The sequence below is a fragment of the Holophagales bacterium genome (genome assembly GCA_016699405.1).
Classification (GTDB): Bacteria; Acidobacteriota; Thermoanaerobaculia; order Multivoradales; family JAGPDF01; genus JAAYLR01.
Map to the genome: position 1 here is coordinate 3,205,310 of CP064972.1, position 15,681 is coordinate 3,220,990.

Here is a 15,681-nt window from a genome sequence, read left to right on the forward strand (position 1 = left end):
AGGCGGCGTCAGACCATCGCGTCGGAAGCGATCTCCGGATGACGCTTCATGAAGGACACCAGCACCGGCAGGTAGGAGGTCAGCGCCGGAACCTTCAGCCCCGCCTCGGCGAGATCGGCGGTGGCATTCCCCGTGGCGTAGTAGGTCGGGTGAACGAAGTAGTCCACGGAGCTCGACGGGATCTGCAGGAGCGCGTAGACACCCGGGACGTGGTCGATCGCGTTCTTGGCGACAGAGAGCGGCAGAGGCAGCCGGAGGACCATCCGTCCCGTGGCCTTGCCCATCGCCTGGATCACCTCGTCGATGGTCAGCGCCTCCGGGTCGGCGAGCTGGTAGGTCTTGCCGAGCGACTTGGCGACACCCGAGAGGTAGTCGATCGCCTCGACGACGAAGTCGCGAGGCACCAGGTTCAAGCGCGAGCGATGGGTGTCACCGACGACCGGGAGCAGCGCGATCCCGGGCTGCCGGAGCAGCCAGCGCATGACGTAGTAGGGACCGTCGTATTTCTGCGTTTCGCCGGTGCGGCTGTCGCCGACGACCACCGCCGGACGATAGATCGTCGCCGGCAGGCCCTTCTCCATCCGCTCCCGCACCTCGACCTCGGCGAGGAACTTGGTCTCCTCGTAGAAGTTGTTGAAGACCTGCCCCTTGATCAGGTCCTCCTCGCGGAAGATCCCAGGGTAGCGGCCGGAGACATAGCAGGTCGAGACGTACTGGAAGCGAGCGAGTGCCGGGCAGCGCGCGGCGAAATCGAGCAGGTTGCGCGTGCCGTCGACGTTGACTCGTACCGCCACCTCGCGGCGGACCGAAAGATCGTAGACGGCGGCGAGGTGGAAGATCTCGCTGGTGTCGGTGGCGAGTGCCGCGAGTGCATCGGCCGGCAGCCCCAGTCCGGGCTGCGTGATATCGCCCTCGACGAGGCGGATCCGGCCGGCGAAGGCCGCATCGCGGCGCTCGATCTCGGCGACGCGGCGCGCCGCCAGGGGCGCGAACTTGCTCTGGATGAGACAGACGACCTCGCTCTGCGGGGCGCGGGCGAGGACGCGGGGGACGAGCTCGACGCCCAGGAAGCCCGGGAAGCCGGTGAAGAAGATCTTCGACATGATCCCTCCGAATCGGCGCTGCTAGCGCAGGCCGGGAACGTGCTTGAGCAGCTTCAGCGCCTGGCTCAGCGTGCGGCTGAACACTTCGTCGGTCACGCCGGGCGGGGCGCCGATCGGCAACCCGCGCTGCACCGCCACCGTCTGCGCCTCGGTGAACTTGAGGATGCCCTCGGCGCCGTGACGACGGCCGAGCCCAGAGTCCTTGAAGCCGCCCATCGGCGAGTCGACCGAGCCCCAGGTGGCGGCGTAGGCCTCGTTGACGTTCACCGTGCCGGCCTCGATGCGCGTCGCCACGCGGACGCCGAGGTCGACGTCGCGCGTCCAGATGCTCGCATTGAGACCGTAGCGGCTGGCGTTGGCCTTCTCGACCGCCTCGTTGACCGACTCGAACGAGTAGACCGCGACGACCGGACCGAAGGTCTCCTCGGCGAAGAGCTCCATCTCCGGGGTGACCGCGGTGAGGATCGTCGGCTCGTAGTAGTAGGGCGCGAGGTCGGGGCGGTGCCGCCCGCCACACTGCAGCTTCGCGCCCTTGGCGACGGCGTCGTCGACGTGAGCGCTCACCTTGGCGAGCTGGTCGGCGGAGGTCAGGCCGCCCATGTCGCTCAAGTAGTCGAGTCCGACGCCGAGGCGCATGGCGCGGGTCTCACGGACGAAGCGTTCGACGAAGCGGTGGTAGAGCGATTCGTGGACGAAGAGTCGCTCGATCGAGATGCAGAGCTGACCGGCGTTGCTGAACGCCCCGCGGATCGCCCCGGCCACGGCGGCGTCGAAGTCGGCGTCGGCGAGAACCAGCATCGGGTTCTTGCCGCCGAGCTCGAGCGAGCAGCCGATGAGGCGGTCGCCGCAGAGGCTGCCGATCTTCCGGCCGGTCGCGGTCGAGCCGGTGAAGGAGAGGTAGTCGCAGCCCTCCACCAGGGCGGGGCCGAGCTCGCGCCCCTCGCCGGTCACGACCTTGACGAGATGCGGTGGCAGTCCGGCCTCTTCGAGCAGGGAAAAGGCCCAGAGAGCGGTGAACGGCGTCAGGCGATCCGGCTTCACGATGACCGCATTGCCGGCGGCGAGAGCCGGAATCGCGTCGGAGACCGACAGCGAGAGCGGGTAGTTCCACGGCGCGACGAGGCCGACGATGCCCTTCGGATGCCGATACTCCCAGGCCGTGGTCAGCCCCGGCAGGGCCCCGCGCCGGTGCTTCGGCGCGAGGTGCTCGTCGGCGTGGAGTGCGTAGTAGCGCGCCACGATGGCGGCGTCGGCGACCTCCTCGAAAGCGTGTTTGCGCGCCTTGCCGGTCTCGAGTTGGACGAGATCGAGGATCTCCTCCTGTCGTTCGAGGATCAGGTCGTGGAAGCGCAGGAAGACCTCCCCGCGCTCGGCCACCGTGCGATGGGCCCAGTCGTCCTGAGCCCCGCGAGCGCGGCGAATCGCTTCGTCGATGTCGGGCGTCAGGCAGCGCGGCAGCTTGCCGATCAACTCGCCGTCGAGCGGAGACACGACAGAGTCCCAGGCGGTGGGCTGCGCCGGTCCGGCCACCCGGGCGGCGAGCGCGCGGATCATCTCGCTCCAGCCGCGCGGTCGGCGGACGGTCCGTGCAACTTCAAGAGGGCCAGCAGTTTCGGTCGTCTTCGCAGGGGTCGCCATGGGTCCAGAATGGCACGGCTCGGCGGGCGACGTCAAACTGCGGCATCGAAATGCCGCGCTGCGGCGTCTCGTCGTCGGGCCGAAACGACGAGAGGACGCCCGGGGGCGTCCTCTCGTGCCGCGACGGAACTGGGGAAGGTCAGGGAGGGGTCAGTCCGAAGTGCTCGTAGTTCTTGGCGATCCAGTGCTTCCATTCGGCCGGAACCTCCTCGAGCGGGAAGATCGCCTTGACCGGGCAGGCGTCGACGCAGAGGCCGCAGTCGATGCACTCTTCCGGATGGATGTAGAGGATCTCCCAATCCTCGGACTTGCCGTAGATGCAGTCGACCGGGCAGACATCCACGCAGGCGGTGTCCTTGGTGCCGAGGCAGGGCTCAGCGATGATATGAGTCATGTGGCTCTCTCCCCCGCGCGGGATCGGTCGCGCGATCAGGCCGGCATTATATCGCCGGGCCCAAGCCCCACAACCGAAGGCTGAGCGGCCGTGAGACCGCTCGCCACGGTCGCGACCGGGGAGTTGCTGCTCGCGACCGGCAAGGGCGGCGTCGGCAAGAGCGTCGTGGCGGCGGCGCTGGCGCGGCAGCTCGCCCGGCAGGGGCGCCGCGTCTTGCTGCTCGAGGTCGATCCGCGCGAGTCGTTGCATCAGCTCGCCGGTGTCGCACCGAGTGGGGGAGCCCCGGTGCCGGTCGTCGACAGGTTGGTTCTGCAAAGCCTCCGGCCGCGGCAGATCGTCGACGGCGAGATCGGCGCTCGCCTCCCCTTCGGTTGGCTCGCGCGTCGTGTGCTCGCCAGTCCGATCTACCAGCATTTCGTCGACGGTGCTCCGGGTCTCGAGGAGCTCGCCGTGCTCGAACACGTGAGGCGCTCGCTGGAGGGCGAATTCGACCACGTCGTCGTCGACGCGGCGGCGAGCGGGCACGCGCTGGCCCAGCTTCGCGCCCCGCGTCTGGTGGCCGAGGCGGTGCGGAGCGGCCCCTTTTCGCGCCTTGCGGCACGCCTGTCGGCGCTCGTGGCGGACCCTCGCCGGACGCGTGTCGTCCTGGTCGCCCGACTGGAGGAGATGGCGGTGGACGAGACGCTCGAGCTCGCGGCGACCCTGCGCGCGGAGCTCGACGTCCGGCCGGCACTGCTCGTGGTCAACCAGGTCATCGTCGGCGAAACGTCGGCTCCGTCGGCCGACGAGGCGCCCGCTCTGCGCCTCTGGAGGCGTCGGCAGGCCCTGCAGGAGCGGCAGCGGGCGCGGCTGCGCGAAGGTTGGGACGGGGGAGCGCGGCTCGAGCTCCCGTGGCTCCCGCTTCCTCGGGGTCCTGAGCTCATGGAAGCGCTTTCGCACCGATTCGAAGAGGAAGCGGTGGAATGAGATGAGCGGAATGAGCCTCCCGCCGATCGTGCTCTTCGTCGGCTCCGGCGGAGTCGGCAAGACGACGCTGGCGGCGGCGACCGCCGTGGCGTCGGCACGCTCCGGGACGCCGACCCTGGTGATGACCTTCGACCCCTCGCACCGGCTTCGTCAGGCGCTGGGAATTGCCTGGGAGCGCGGCGGCTCCGAGGTCGAGGTCCCGCTGGATTCCGCCGGCGGCCGGCTCGACGCGAGCCTGCTCGACGCTCGGGCGACCTTCGACCGGCTCGTCGATCGGTATGCGCCGGATGCGGCGACGCGCCAGCGGATTCTGCAGAATCGCTTCTATCGTCAACTCGGCGGAGCCCTCGCCGGCATTCTCGAGTACATGGCGGTCGAACGCCTGTTCGAGGCCCGCGCCACCGGCCGCCATGCGCGGATCGTCCTCGACACGCCGCCGACCCGGCAAGCGCTCGACTTCCTGGCCGCACCGCGCCGCGTCGTCGACTTCCTCGACAGCGGTGCCGTGCGTTTCGCCCTGCGCCCCTGGTTCGATGCCGACGGACGCTTCGCCCCGGCGGCCCGGCTTCCCCTGGTCGGCCGGCTGCTCGAACGCCGGCTCGCGGCGGCGATCGACGATCTGGTGGGACTCGACCTCGTCGCCGACATGGGCGAGTTCTTCGCCGCCTTCGACCCGCTCTTCGCCGGCTTCCGCGATCGAGCCCTCGCGGTCGAGCGGCTGCTCACGTCGTCGGAGACCGGCTTCGTCCTGGTCGCTGGGCCGGGGGAGGAGCGGATCGCCGAGACGCTCTTTTTCGCGCGCCACCTGCGCGCGGCCGGTTGCCGGCTCCTCGGCGTCCTGGTCAATCGGGTTCACCCCTGGCCGCTGCCGGAGGAGGCACCGGAACTGCTCGCATTCCTCTCGGCGGGTGACCGGCGGGGCGTGGACGAGCTGCGCGCACGGCTGGACGGCGCCTGCCCCCTCTGGAGCCTGCCGCTGATCGACGAGGAGGTCGGCGGGCTCGACTCGCTCGCCGATCTCTCCGGCCGCCTCGCGTCGCTCTGGGAAGTTCGCCGCGACCCGGCTTGACAGGTTTTGCCGCAGTGCGGTAATTTCCGTTCCGACGATGCCGCGATGCGGCAAGACGGATTCACCAACACTGGCGAGGAACCCATGATCCGGCTGATCAAGCGCTATGAGAGTCGCAAGCTCTACGACACCGAGGAGAGCCGTTACGTGTCGCTCGACGAGCTCGCCGAGTGGATCCGCACCGGGCAGGAGGTCAAGGTCGTCGACAACGCGTCCGGCTCGGACGTCACGGGACAGACGCTGACGCAGATCATCCTCGACGAGGGGCGTCGCGGCACCGCGGCGCTGCCGGCCGAGCTCTTGCACGAGCTGGTGCGCTTCGGTCGCGAGGCGGTCACCACCGGCGTCGAGCAGGTCCAGTCCGGCGTCGACCGCCTGGTGCAGCGCTCGCTCGACCGGCTCGGGCCGGTGCGCCGCGCCCGGGAGGAGATGGATCGGCTGCGTGCGCGGCTCGAGCAGCTGGAAGGCTCGCTGACCGATCTCGAGGCGGGCGAGCCGAGCGGCTCCCGCCCGATCGAGGAGTCCCGTGAGGTCGTCCTGAGCGGAGTCGAATCTGCCGCCGCCGAGGCGCGGACGGTGCGGCGCAAGAAGGGAGAGAAGGCGTGATGAAACTCAACGAGATGAAGCAGGAGCTGACTCACACCGCCGCGGGCGTCGGCAACGACCTGGCGTTCGGCGGACGGAACGTCCTTCTCGCCGGCCTCGGGCTCGCCGGCGCGATGGTCGAGGGCGCCTGGGGTGCCTTCGACAAGCTGGTGGAGAAGGGGAAGGACCAGGACGTCCATCCCGAGCAGCTGGTGCGCGAAGCCGGTGAGCGGGTCGACAGCACGGTGCGGGCCATGCGCACCGCTGGGACGCGCTCCAAGAAGGCCGTCGAATCAGTCGCGACCTCCGTGCTCGAGCGCTTCGGGGTGCCGTCGCGCAAGGAAGTCCACAACCTGATCGACCGCGTCGAGCGGCTCAACGCCAAGCTGGCAACCATGGGGCCGCAGGCCTGAGCGCCGCGTCGTTCCCTGTTCGGTAAAAGAAAGAGAGGATCGCGATGGTCAAGCAGAAGTCCGCGGAGCTTCCCAAGGAGCTCAAGGAGTCCGTCAACAAGGTCTGGCTCGCCGGGCTCGGCGCCCTGGCGCTCGCCGAGGAAGAGGGCTCGAAGCTGTTCAAGAGCCTGGTCAAGAAGGGCGAGGAGTACGAGGTGCGTGGCAAGGCCGAGATCGGCAAGGAGTTCGGCAAGCTCAAGGACATCGTGGTCGAGGTCCGCGGCAAGGCAGGCCGGGCGATCGAAGAGGTCTCGGGCAAGGTCGGCGACAAGGTCGACGACCAGGTGACCGCCGCGCTGGCTCGCCTCGGCGTGCCGAGCAAGGACGAGATCGCCACCCTCACCGCGCGGGTCGAAGAGCTGACGACGCTGGTCGAGAAGCTCAAGGCCCCGAAGGCCACCAAGTCCACGACCCGCGGCTGAGCGAACCTGCCGCATGGTCGAGCAGCCGACGCGCGAGAGCGGGGTCGCCCATCCGGGCATCGGCCTCGCTCTCGCCGGGGGAGGGCCGGAGGGCGCCATCTACGAGATCGGCGCCCTCCGCGCTCTCGAGGAAGGAATCGAGGGGCTCGACCTCAACGGTCTCGGCGTCTACGTCGGGGTCAGCGCCGGAGCCTTCATCGCCGCGAACCTGGCCAACCGGCTGACCCCGGCGCAGATGTGCCGGGCGATCGTCAAGCACGAACCGGGCGAGCATCCGTTCGTCCCGGAGACGTTCTTCACACCCGCCTTCGGCGAATACCTGCGCGGCGGGCTCGCGGTTCCGCGTCTGCTGCTCGAGTCGGTCACCGACTTCCTCGCCCACCCGGGGGACCGCACGCTGCTCGATTCGATGACGCGCCTCTCGCGGGCGCTGCCGATCGGTCTCTTCGACAACGAGCCCATCCGCCAGTATCTGCAGAAGATCTATGCGATGAAGGGTCGCACCGACGACTTCCGCCGTCTCGCCCAGCGACTGGTGGTGGTGGCGGCCGACCTCGACTCCGGCTCGGCGGTGCGCTTCGGCGAAGCCGACCAGGACGACGTCCCGATCTCGCGCGCGGTGCAGGCGTCGACGGCGCTGCCCGGGCTCTATCCGCCGGTCGAGATCGGCGGGCGGCACTACGTCGACGGCGTGCTGCTGAAGACCCTGCACGCCTCGGTGGCGCTGGAGGCCGGGGTCGACCTCCTGCTCTGCGTCAACCCGATCGTGCCGGTCAACACCGACGGGGTGATCACCACCGGCCTGATGGGGAGCGATCAGCTCGTCTCGCGCGGATTGCCGACGGTGCTCTCGCAGACCTTCCGGACATTGATCCACTCGCGGATGCGGGTCGGCATGGCGACCTACGCGCAGCGCTATGCGCAGGCCGACGTCGTGCTGATCGAGCCGGCGCAGGACGACTACCTGATGTTCTTCACCAACGTCTTCTCCTTCTCGGCGCGCCAGCAGGTGGCGAACCACGCCTACCAGGCGACGCGTCGCGAGCTCTCGCGGCGGCGCGACGAGCTCACTCCGGTGCTGGCCCGGCACGGGCTGCGACTGCGCGAGGAATGGCTCGCCGAGCCGTCCCGGGACCTGTGGCGCGGTGTCGGGCTGGTGAGCGCCGAGGGTCGCGAGCCGAGCCCGCTCGGCGGGCGTCTCGGCGAAGCCCTCGATCGTCTCGAGCGACTGGTGCGCCGGCGTCGGGAGGCGCAGGAGAGCGAAGGCGGGGACGAAGCGGACCGTCGCCCGGTCGGCGCCGAGCTCGAAGTGTCGAGCTGACGGCTGCCGCCCGGGCGACGTCTCACCCCGGCTCAGCGATTGCGACCGTACTTCTCGTGGCTCGACACCCAGTCGAGCGAGGAGATGGCCGCGGCGAGCGAGATCTCGCCGGCAAGCGCCACCGCGGCGATGATCTCGGCGAGCTTCTTGACCTTGCCCCTGCCGTAGCAGCCCAACATCTCGAGGCACTCGCGCTGGGTCGGCAGCGCGGTGCCGCCACCGTAGCTGGCGACGATCAGCGACGGGATGGTGATCGAGATGTAGAGATCGCCCTGGCGCGTGAGCTCGGTGTAGACGATCGCTGCCGACGACTCCGCGACGTTGGCCACGTCCTGCCCGGTGGCGATGAACATCGCAGTGATGCCGTTGGGCGAATGACAGCCGTTGTTGTTGGCTCCCGAGAGCATCGCGCCGACGTTGGCCACCTGGGCGTGGTAGGCGAGGGATTCGGGCTCGACCCGCATGTTCTGCACCAGGACGTCACGCGGAATCGTCGCCTCGGCGGTCACCCGCTTGCCGCGCGTCCGCATGATGTTGATCTGCGACGCCTTCTTGTCGGTGGCCAGGTTCGACTCGAGATAGAAGCGGCGCACGAACTCCTTGGGCCACGGCTGCTCGAGGATCCAGCTGCAAGCGGCGAAGGTGGCGCGTCCGACCATGTTCTGGCCGGCCGCGTCGCCGGTCGCGAAGTTGAAGCGCAGGTAGGAGAACTTCGAGACGAGGTAGGTGTCGATGTAGAGCAGCTTGGCGATCGACGAAGAGGCCTCCGCGGCCTCGCGGATCGCCGCCATGTTCTCGTCGATCCAGTCGAGGAAGGAGCGTGCCTCGCGCGCCGAGTCGAAGACGAAGACGGGCGCTCGCTGCATGCAGTCGGCCTGGACGGTGGTGGTGACACCACCCGAGAGGTTGAGGACCTTGATGCCGCGGTTGTAGGAGGCGACGAGGGTCCCCTCGGCGGTCGCCAACGGCACGAGGAACTCGCCCTGGGCGAACTCGCCGTTGACCTTGACCGGTCCGGCGAGGCCGATCGGCACTTGCGCTACCCCGGTGAAGTTCTCGATGTTGCCCTGGGTGCTGCTCGGGGCGAAGCTGAAATGCGGCAGGTGGCGGAGCTCGATCCCGGCGAACTGTTCGGCGAACTGCTGGCGCGCGCGGACGATCTCCGGCGAGTAGTTGTTCTCCTTGTCGAGCGGCACCGCGACCCGCCGGACGACCTCCTCGGCGATCGCGTCGTTGACCTTGAAGTCGAGGTCGCCGAACGGGGTCGCCTTCACCGCGATGGCGATCTCGTGGTTGCCCTTGTCGAGCGGTCCGATTCCGGCCAGGGCGACGTAGATCACTTGGCGCAGTGCGAAGGCGAGGGGCTTGCCCTCCCCGAGGGTGGAGGCCGCCACGCGCTCGCCGCTCGTCAGCTCGAAGTGGATGCGGTCGACGGGCACTTCCTGGCCGTCGATGGCGATCCGCTTGACCCCCACCAGCGCCGCATCGCTCAAACGGTTCTTCACCGCGAAGCGGACGCCGGCGGCGGTGTTCTCCAGGCTGCCGAAGGTGTACAGCTGTTTGAGGATGAGCGACGGGATCTTGAGCAACACGAGGCCTCCTTGGACGCGACCGGCGGGAATTGGCGGGCAAGCTTAGCGCAGGTCCGGGTCGGGGCCCGCCGCTCGCTGCGGTGCTAGCATTCGCGATGAATTGCCGCGGAGCGACGATGCCGAATCTCGTGGTGGTAGGTCTGCAGTGGGGGGACGAAGGCAAGGGGAAGGTCGTCGACCTTCTCTGCCCGGCGTTCGATGCGGTGGTCCGCTACCAGGGCGGGCACAACGCCGGACACACGGTGAAGTTCGGGGATCGGCACTTCTCGCTGCAGCTGATCCCGTCCGGAATCTGCCATCCCGGCGTCCAGTGCGTTCTCGGCAACGGGATGGTCGTGGCTCCCGACGCGCTCTTTCTCGAGCTCGCCAAATTGCACGATGCCGGGGTGGAGACGGCCGGGCGACTGCACGTCTCGAGCCGGGCGCACGCCATCCTGCCGAGTCACGCCCGGCTCGACCAGGCCCGCGAGCGCCAGGCGGGCGGAGGAAAGATCGGCACGACGGCGCGCGGAATCGGACCGGCGTACGAAACGAAGGTGTCCCGCGCCGGAGTACGGCTCGGTGAGCTCGCCGACCCCGATCTCGAGGCTCGGCTGCGCTCGCAGCTCGCCCGGGTCGACGTCGAGCTCCAATCGCTCGGCGACGAGCCCTCCGTGGGTCCGAACCGGCTCGCCGACCTCTGCCGCGAATGGGCGGCGCGCCTGGCGCCGTTGCTCTGCGACACCTCGTCGCTGCTGCTCGGTTGGATCGAGGAGGGCAAGAGCCTGCTCTTCGAAGGGGCGCAAGGGGCGCTGCTCGACGTCGACCACGGAACCTACCCGTTCGTCACCAGCTCTTCGGCGACGTCGGGGGGAGCCGCGACCGGAACCGGCGTGCCGCCGACGGCTCTCGATGGCGTGCTGGGCGTCGTGAAGGCATACACCACCCGGGTGGGCGGCGGACCGTTCGTCGGCGAGTTGCAGGGAGACGAGGGCGAGTTCCTGCGCAGTCGCGGCAACGAGTACGGGACGGTCACCGGCCGTCCGCGGCGCTGCGGCTGGTTCGACGCGGTGGCGGCGCGCTACTCGCGCCGGATCAACGGGGCCGGCGCGGTGGCGCTCACCAAGCTCGACGTGCTCGACCGTTTCGAACAGATCCCGATCTGCGTCGGCTATCGCCATCGCGGGGAGGTCCTTCGCGAGTTCCCGGCGAGTCTGCGGGTCCAGGAAGAGGCGGTTCCGGTCTATCGGGTCGTCCGCGGCTGGCAGCAGGAGACGGTCGGTCTTCGCGAGTGGGGCGATCTGCCGGTTGCGGCGCGCGACTACGTCGCGATCCTCGAGGAGGAGCTGGGTTGTCCGGCGGCCCTCGTGTCGACCGGCCCGCGTCGGGAAGAGACGATCCTGCGCGACGATCCGGCTCTCGACCGGTTGATCGGTGCCGGTCGTTTGGCGGTTCTCGCGGCCCGCGGCTGACCGGGATGCGGCAACGGCTCGGAGTCCGGCGCGTGATTCGTTATACTCCCGCGTCCGGGGCCCTTAGCTCAGCCGGTAGAGCTGCTGGCTTTTAACCAGTAGGTCGGGGGTTCGAGTCCCTCAGGGCCCACCAGGACGGCAGGAGTGCCGCCCCCATCGTCTAGCCAGGTCAGGACACCGCCCTTTCAAGGCGGCGACGCGGGTTCGAATCCCGCTGGGGGTACCAGGTCGATTCGGCAGCAGGTCGAGTCGACCGCTCGACTCGCGGCATCGAGGAGCGCGACCATGTCCCTGACCTCCCCGCCGGATCCTTCGAGGATGCAGTCCGAGTCGTCTCCTGCGACCGACGAGGCCGAGACGGCGTTCGTCGCCTCGCAGCTGACCGCGGCCGGCTTTCCGGCCGGTTCCGAAGGCGACTTCGTCGTGCTGGCGCGAGTGAGCGCGGGCGAGCTGTTGCAACTCGTCGATGCCGCGCGGGGGTTGCGAGCGACTCTCGGCCGCGCTGGCGACCTCGAGCTCCGCGCCGCTGTCTCTCAGGTCATCGCCGCCCTGCCCCGGGCCGAACGCTGACGGGGAACCGACGCGCGGTCGGGCGGCATGCCGATCGCGCGTCGACCGCCCGTCGCGAGGGAACCCTGGGGCCGGTGGATCGTAGATAGCTCGTGGTGGCTGACTCACGCCGGCGCCCAAGCGCCACGACCATCCTGCTCGCCGCAGGGCTGGCGGCCTGCGCCGTGGCCGCGCTGTCGATCGTCGACCTGCTCCTGCCGCGACCCTACGACGGCGTGCTGCTCGAGGGCGACGCCCCGGGTCAGGTGCGGGTGCGCGACGTCGTCGCCGGGTCCGGTGCGGATCTCGCCGGGATCCGCCCAGGCGACCTGATCGTCGGGATCGACCGCAACCTGCTGCGCTCGACGGTGCACGCCGCCGAGCTGCTGGCCCGGCGGCAGATCGGCGAAGCCGTGCCGTACCTCGTTCGGCGAGCCGAAGGGGTGGAGGAGGTCCGCGTCAAGCTCGGCCGACGCTTCGTGGCCGACCCGTCCTACTTCTTCGCCTGCCTGCTCGGTTTCGCCTTCTTCGGCGTCGGGACGTTCGTCCTCCGACGCCAGCCGCACCTGCGACCGGCACAGGTCTTCTTCCTGCTCTCCGTCCTCTTCCTGACCTTCCTGGTCTGCCGCCTGCGGCCGACGTCCTACAGTTGGATCGACGCCCTCGCGCTCCACTTCGGAACGCTGGCGCTGCTCTTCCTGCCGGCCTGCTTCCTGCACTTCTTCATGATCTTCCCGGAGCCGATCCCGCTGCGACCGCGGGTGGGGCAGCCGGATTTCACCCGCCGCCGCCAGCGGTGGGTCGCGGGACTCGGCGCGATCTACACGCTGCCCCCGCTGGCGTTCGTCGCCTCGATCTGGGTTTCGGTCTCGCGCGGCAAGCCGTTCGCCCTGATCAGCGGGGCTCCCGCGGCGAACTGGTGGATTCTCGCCGGCTACGTCCTGCTCGGTTTCACGGTCCTGGGGCTCAACACGCGGCGACTCTCGAGCCCGCGGCTGCGGCGGGGCGGAACGCTGGTCCTGGTCGGCTCGGTCTTCGGACTGCTGCCTTTCCTCTTCGCCGCCGTGGCGTTTCCCGCGGCGCTGCACCGGGAGCCGTGGCGCTTCGTCGTCCTCGCGCCACTCGCCCTGGTACCGCTGACCTTCGCCGTGGCGATCGCCCGCTTCCAGTTGCTCGACATCCGCCTGGTGCTGCGCAAGAGCCTCGTCTACACCGTTCTCACCGCCGCGCTCTCCGGCTTCTACGCCTTGGCCATCGTCGCGTTCAACGGGATCGCGCAGGGCACGGCGCTCGCCGGCACGGCGTGGTTCCCGCTGCTCTTCGCCCTGGTGATCGTGCTGGCGCTCGAACCGCTGCGCCGCCGCGCGCTCGTCTGGGCCGATCGGCTGGTGTACGCCGGCCGTGTCAGCTTGCAAGACGCGCTGCGGGAGATGGAGCAGGCGCTCTCGGCGCAGGTCGACCTGCAAGGGGTGGTGCGGGATCTGGTGGAGCGTCTGCCGCAGCTTGCCGGACTCCGGTTCGCCGGTCTGTACCTGTTGCGGGAAGGGCGACTGGTGCGGGTCGCCGGTCCGGTCGAGCTGCCCGCCGAGTTGCCCTACCTGCCGGAGTTGCAGGAGCGAGTGGCCGAGCTGCGACGGCTCGTTCACCGCGGCGAGCTCTCGCCGCTCGAAGCTTCCGTCCCGGGTGTCTCCGACCTCTGTCAGCTCCTCGAGCAGAGCGGGGTCGAGCTGTTGGGAGATCTCGCGTCGCCGCGCCGTCGGCTCGGCCTCGTCGTGCTCTCGGATACCGCGGGACAGCTCCGGCTCGACGACCAGGATCTGGTGCTGATCGACCGACTCGTCCGCCAGGCGGCGGTCGCACTGGAGACCGGCCTGCTCCTCGACGAGCGGGCACGCCGGGCCGAGCTCGAGCGCGAGCTGGAGATCGCCGCCGGTGTCCAGGCCCAGCTGTTGCCCGATCGTCTGAAGCTCACCGACGGTTGGCAGGTGGCGGCGCGGTGTCGCCCGGCGCGTCATGTCGGCGGCGACTTCTTCGCCCAACTCCCCGGCCAACGCAACGGCGATCGCGCGGTGGTCTTCGGCGACGTCGCCGGCAAGGGCGTCCCCGGAGCGCTTGTCATGATGGCGGCCCACGAGGCAATGCAGACGCTGGCGCTGACCTACCGCGATCCGGCGACGCTGTTCGATCTGGCCAATCGCCGGCTCTACCGCGTCGGCAGCAAGAAGGGGTTCGTGGCGGTGGGCTATCTCGCCGCCTCGGCCGACGGCGGCGCGCTGGAATACCTGGTCGCCGGTCAACCGGCGCCGCTGGTGCGGCGCTGCGACGGCGAAGTCCTCGAGCTGCCGCTCGCCGAGCACCGCCTGCCGCTCGGAGCGCTGCTCGACGGCGGGTACCAGGCCCGGCTCTGGCCGCTCGGCCCCGGAGACTTGGTGCTCGCCTTCTCCGACGGGGCCACCGACGCACTCTCTCCGGAAGGCGAGCCTTTCGGCAACGCCCGGCTGGCGGCGGCCCTTGCCGCCGCTCCCCGCGATCCTGACGCCGTGCTCGACCAGGTGCTGACCGCCATCACCCGGTTCACTCGCGGCGCCGAACCGTACGACGACATCACACTGGTCGCGGTCACCCGCGACCGGGAGAGCACGCCATGCGCCGAGTCGTCCTGATCCTGGCGGTCCTGCTGGTTGTCGCAGCGGCCGCCCTCCTCGTCCTCCGCGGACCTCGCCGGGAATGGACCACCGATTCCCCCGAGGCATTGGCGGCCTACCAGCGCGGACTCGAGGACCTCATGCGGTACTACCGCGAGGATGCACACCGCGAGTTCGAGCAGGCGCTGGCGCTCGACCCGACCTTCGTGGCCGCCAAGGTCCAATTGATCGACACCTCGTCGAGCTCGAGCGAGCGCAAGCGCCTGATGGGCGAGCTCGGCTCCGCCGACCGCTCGCACCTGACGGGGCGTGAGCGTTTTCTCGTCGAGTATCTGCTCGCCTACCCCGACGATGCCGCGCGAGCCCGGATCCTGGAGCGCTATCTCGGCGACCATCCCCGCGATTCGTGGGCGGTCTTTCTCGCCGCGGGCAACGCCTGGGGACGTCAGGATTGGGCTTCTGCCGAAGAGCTCTATCGCCGCTTGTTGACCAACGACCCGAACTGGGTCATGGCCCACAATCACCTCGGGTACATCGCCATGGCCCAGGGACGGTTCGCCGAGGCCGAGGATCGCTTTCGGACCTACGCCTTCGTCGCGCCCGATCAGGCGAACCCGCACGACTCCCTGGGGGAATTGCTCATCCTGCGCGGACGCTACGACGAGGCCCGCCGGGAGCTCGAAGCCGCGCTCGCCGTGCGGCCGGACTTCTGCGCCTCGTACGGGAACCTCGACCGCCTGGCGATGCTGCAGAACGACCCGGCTGCCACGGAGGCGCTCCTGCCGCGCGTGCAGCAGCACTGCAACGCCGACCTCGCGACGGCGATGCGCTGTCAGCGGGATCGGTGGGTGGCGCTCGCCGCGGGCAAGTTCGACGCCTACTGGACCTCGGTCGACTCGAGCTGCCTCGCCAAGCAGGACTCCGCCGACATCCTGGCCTTCCGTCTGGCGCTCTTCGGCGGACAGCGCGCGCGGGCCGAGGCCCAGCTCGCGAAGCTGCGATCCGACCTCGCGGCGACTCCGGACCGGGCCCGCGCCAAGGCACTCGTGCTCTCCGTTCGCCTCGCCGAGCTGGAAGCGATCCGCGCAGCCTACGATGGTGACGATGCTGCGGCGATCGCCAAGCTCGCCGAGGCCGATGCGCTGGCGCCGTACTGGAACGATTCGAGCGGTGGATTGCTCAAGCTCGCCGACCGCTTGCTGCAGGCTCGCCTGCGCGAACGGGCGGGAGATCGAGCGGCGGCGGCAGCGCTGCGTGCCGAGGTCGCGGCGGTCAATCCGTCGCTGGCTCCGCTGGAGGCGAGCGCGCTGATCGCCATCCCGCCCCGGACGTGAGGGGGAAGACGCCGTTCGTGCTCCCGGACCGCCGGCGGTGGCTACCGTCGACACCGGGCGCTCACCACGTGGGGGCCGTCGCCCGGACGGTGTCAGATCTCGGACGGTCAGCTTGCAGGAGGGGTGATCGCAGCGCCGCAGCCCTCGCCAGCCGAGCGGA

14 protein-coding genes and 2 tRNA genes are annotated in these 15,681 nt (G+C 69.7%); 12 read left to right on the plus strand and 4 right to left on the minus strand.

What is annotated here, in order from left to right; translation table 11 throughout:
* Positions 1-8: 8 nt before the first annotated feature.
* The 3 genes from IPJ17_13205 to IPJ17_13215 all read right to left on the minus strand — a co-directional run bounded on the left by IPJ17_13205 (position 9) and on the right by IPJ17_13215 (position 3,135).
* Positions 9-1,103: an SDR family oxidoreductase gene (locus IPJ17_13205; protein QQR72465.1), complete on the minus strand. Its 1,095-nt coding sequence runs from the start codon at positions 1,101-1,103 to the stop codon at positions 9-11.
* Between the two features lie 21 nt (positions 1,104-1,124).
* Positions 1,125-2,741, minus strand: coding sequence for a succinate-semialdehyde dehydrogenase (NADP(+)) (locus IPJ17_13210; GenBank protein QQR72466.1), 1,617 nt, complete (start codon positions 2,739-2,741; stop codon positions 1,125-1,127).
* Between the two features lie 139 nt (positions 2,742-2,880).
* Positions 2,881-3,135, minus strand: coding sequence for a ferredoxin family protein (locus IPJ17_13215; protein QQR72467.1), 255 nt, complete (start codon positions 3,133-3,135; stop codon positions 2,881-2,883).
* Positions 3,136-3,225: 90 nt separating this feature from the next.
* Here IPJ17_13215 and IPJ17_13220 point away from each other — a divergent pair, with 90 nt between their 5' ends.
* From IPJ17_13220 to IPJ17_13245, 6 genes are all read left to right on the plus strand, one after another.
* Positions 3,226-4,101 (plus strand): ArsA family ATPase, encoded by an 876-nt coding sequence (locus tag IPJ17_13220; GenBank protein QQR72468.1) that lies wholly within the window; start codon positions 3,226-3,228, stop codon positions 4,099-4,101.
* A gap of 10 nt (positions 4,102-4,111) precedes the next feature.
* Positions 4,112-5,170: an ArsA family ATPase gene (locus IPJ17_13225; protein QQR72469.1), complete on the plus strand. Its 1,059-nt coding sequence runs from the start codon at positions 4,112-4,114 to the stop codon at positions 5,168-5,170.
* 84 nt (positions 5,171-5,254) lie between these two features.
* Positions 5,255-5,776, plus strand: coding sequence for a polyhydroxyalkanoate synthesis regulator DNA-binding domain-containing protein (locus tag IPJ17_13230; protein QQR72470.1), 522 nt, complete (start codon positions 5,255-5,257; stop codon positions 5,774-5,776).
* On the plus strand, positions 5,776-6,168 hold the full coding sequence (locus IPJ17_13235; GenBank protein QQR72471.1) for a phasin family protein: 393 nt from the start codon (positions 5,776-5,778) through the stop codon (positions 6,166-6,168). The genes IPJ17_13230 and IPJ17_13235 overlap by 1 nt, the downstream gene beginning before the upstream one ends.
* Before the next feature lie 44 nt (positions 6,169-6,212).
* Positions 6,213-6,629 (plus strand): phasin family protein, encoded by a 417-nt coding sequence (locus IPJ17_13240; GenBank protein QQR72472.1) that lies wholly within the window; start codon positions 6,213-6,215, stop codon positions 6,627-6,629.
* A gap of 13 nt (positions 6,630-6,642) precedes the next feature.
* The gene (locus IPJ17_13245) at positions 6,643-7,950 is read left to right on the plus strand and encodes a patatin-like phospholipase family protein (GenBank protein ID QQR72473.1); all 1,308 of its coding nucleotides are present in this window, start codon (positions 6,643-6,645) and stop codon (positions 7,948-7,950) included.
* Between the two features lie 32 nt (positions 7,951-7,982).
* Here IPJ17_13245 and IPJ17_13250 read toward each other — a convergent pair whose 3' ends face one another.
* Complete coding sequence (locus IPJ17_13250; protein ID QQR76169.1) at positions 7,983-9,539, minus strand: hydroxymethylglutaryl-CoA reductase; 1,557 nt, start codon at positions 9,537-9,539, stop codon at positions 7,983-7,985.
* Positions 9,540-9,658: 119 nt separating this feature from the next.
* Between IPJ17_13250 and IPJ17_13255 the strand changes: the two genes are divergently transcribed.
* From IPJ17_13255 to IPJ17_13280, 6 genes are all read left to right on the plus strand, one after another.
* Positions 9,659-10,993, plus strand: a complete 1,335-nt coding sequence (locus IPJ17_13255; protein ID QQR72474.1) for an adenylosuccinate synthase — start codon at positions 9,659-9,661, stop codon at positions 10,991-10,993.
* 57 nt (positions 10,994-11,050) lie between these two features.
* Positions 11,051-11,126 (plus strand) — tRNA-Lys (locus IPJ17_13260).
* A gap of 16 nt (positions 11,127-11,142) precedes the next feature.
* Positions 11,143-11,219, plus strand: a tRNA-Glu gene (locus IPJ17_13265).
* A gap of 59 nt (positions 11,220-11,278) precedes the next feature.
* Positions 11,279-11,563, plus strand: a complete 285-nt coding sequence (locus tag IPJ17_13270; protein QQR72475.1) for a hypothetical protein — start codon at positions 11,279-11,281, stop codon at positions 11,561-11,563.
* 95 nt (positions 11,564-11,658) lie between these two features.
* Entirely contained in the window at positions 11,659-14,205 is a 2,547-nt protein-coding gene (locus IPJ17_13275) for a SpoIIE family protein phosphatase (GenBank protein QQR72476.1), read from the plus strand.
* The gene (locus IPJ17_13280; GenBank protein ID QQR72477.1) at positions 14,187-15,521 is read left to right on the plus strand and encodes a tetratricopeptide repeat protein; all 1,335 of its coding nucleotides are present in this window, start codon (positions 14,187-14,189) and stop codon (positions 15,519-15,521) included. Before IPJ17_13275 ends, IPJ17_13280 begins: the two co-directional genes overlap by 19 nt.
* Positions 15,522-15,681 lie beyond the last annotated feature (160 nt).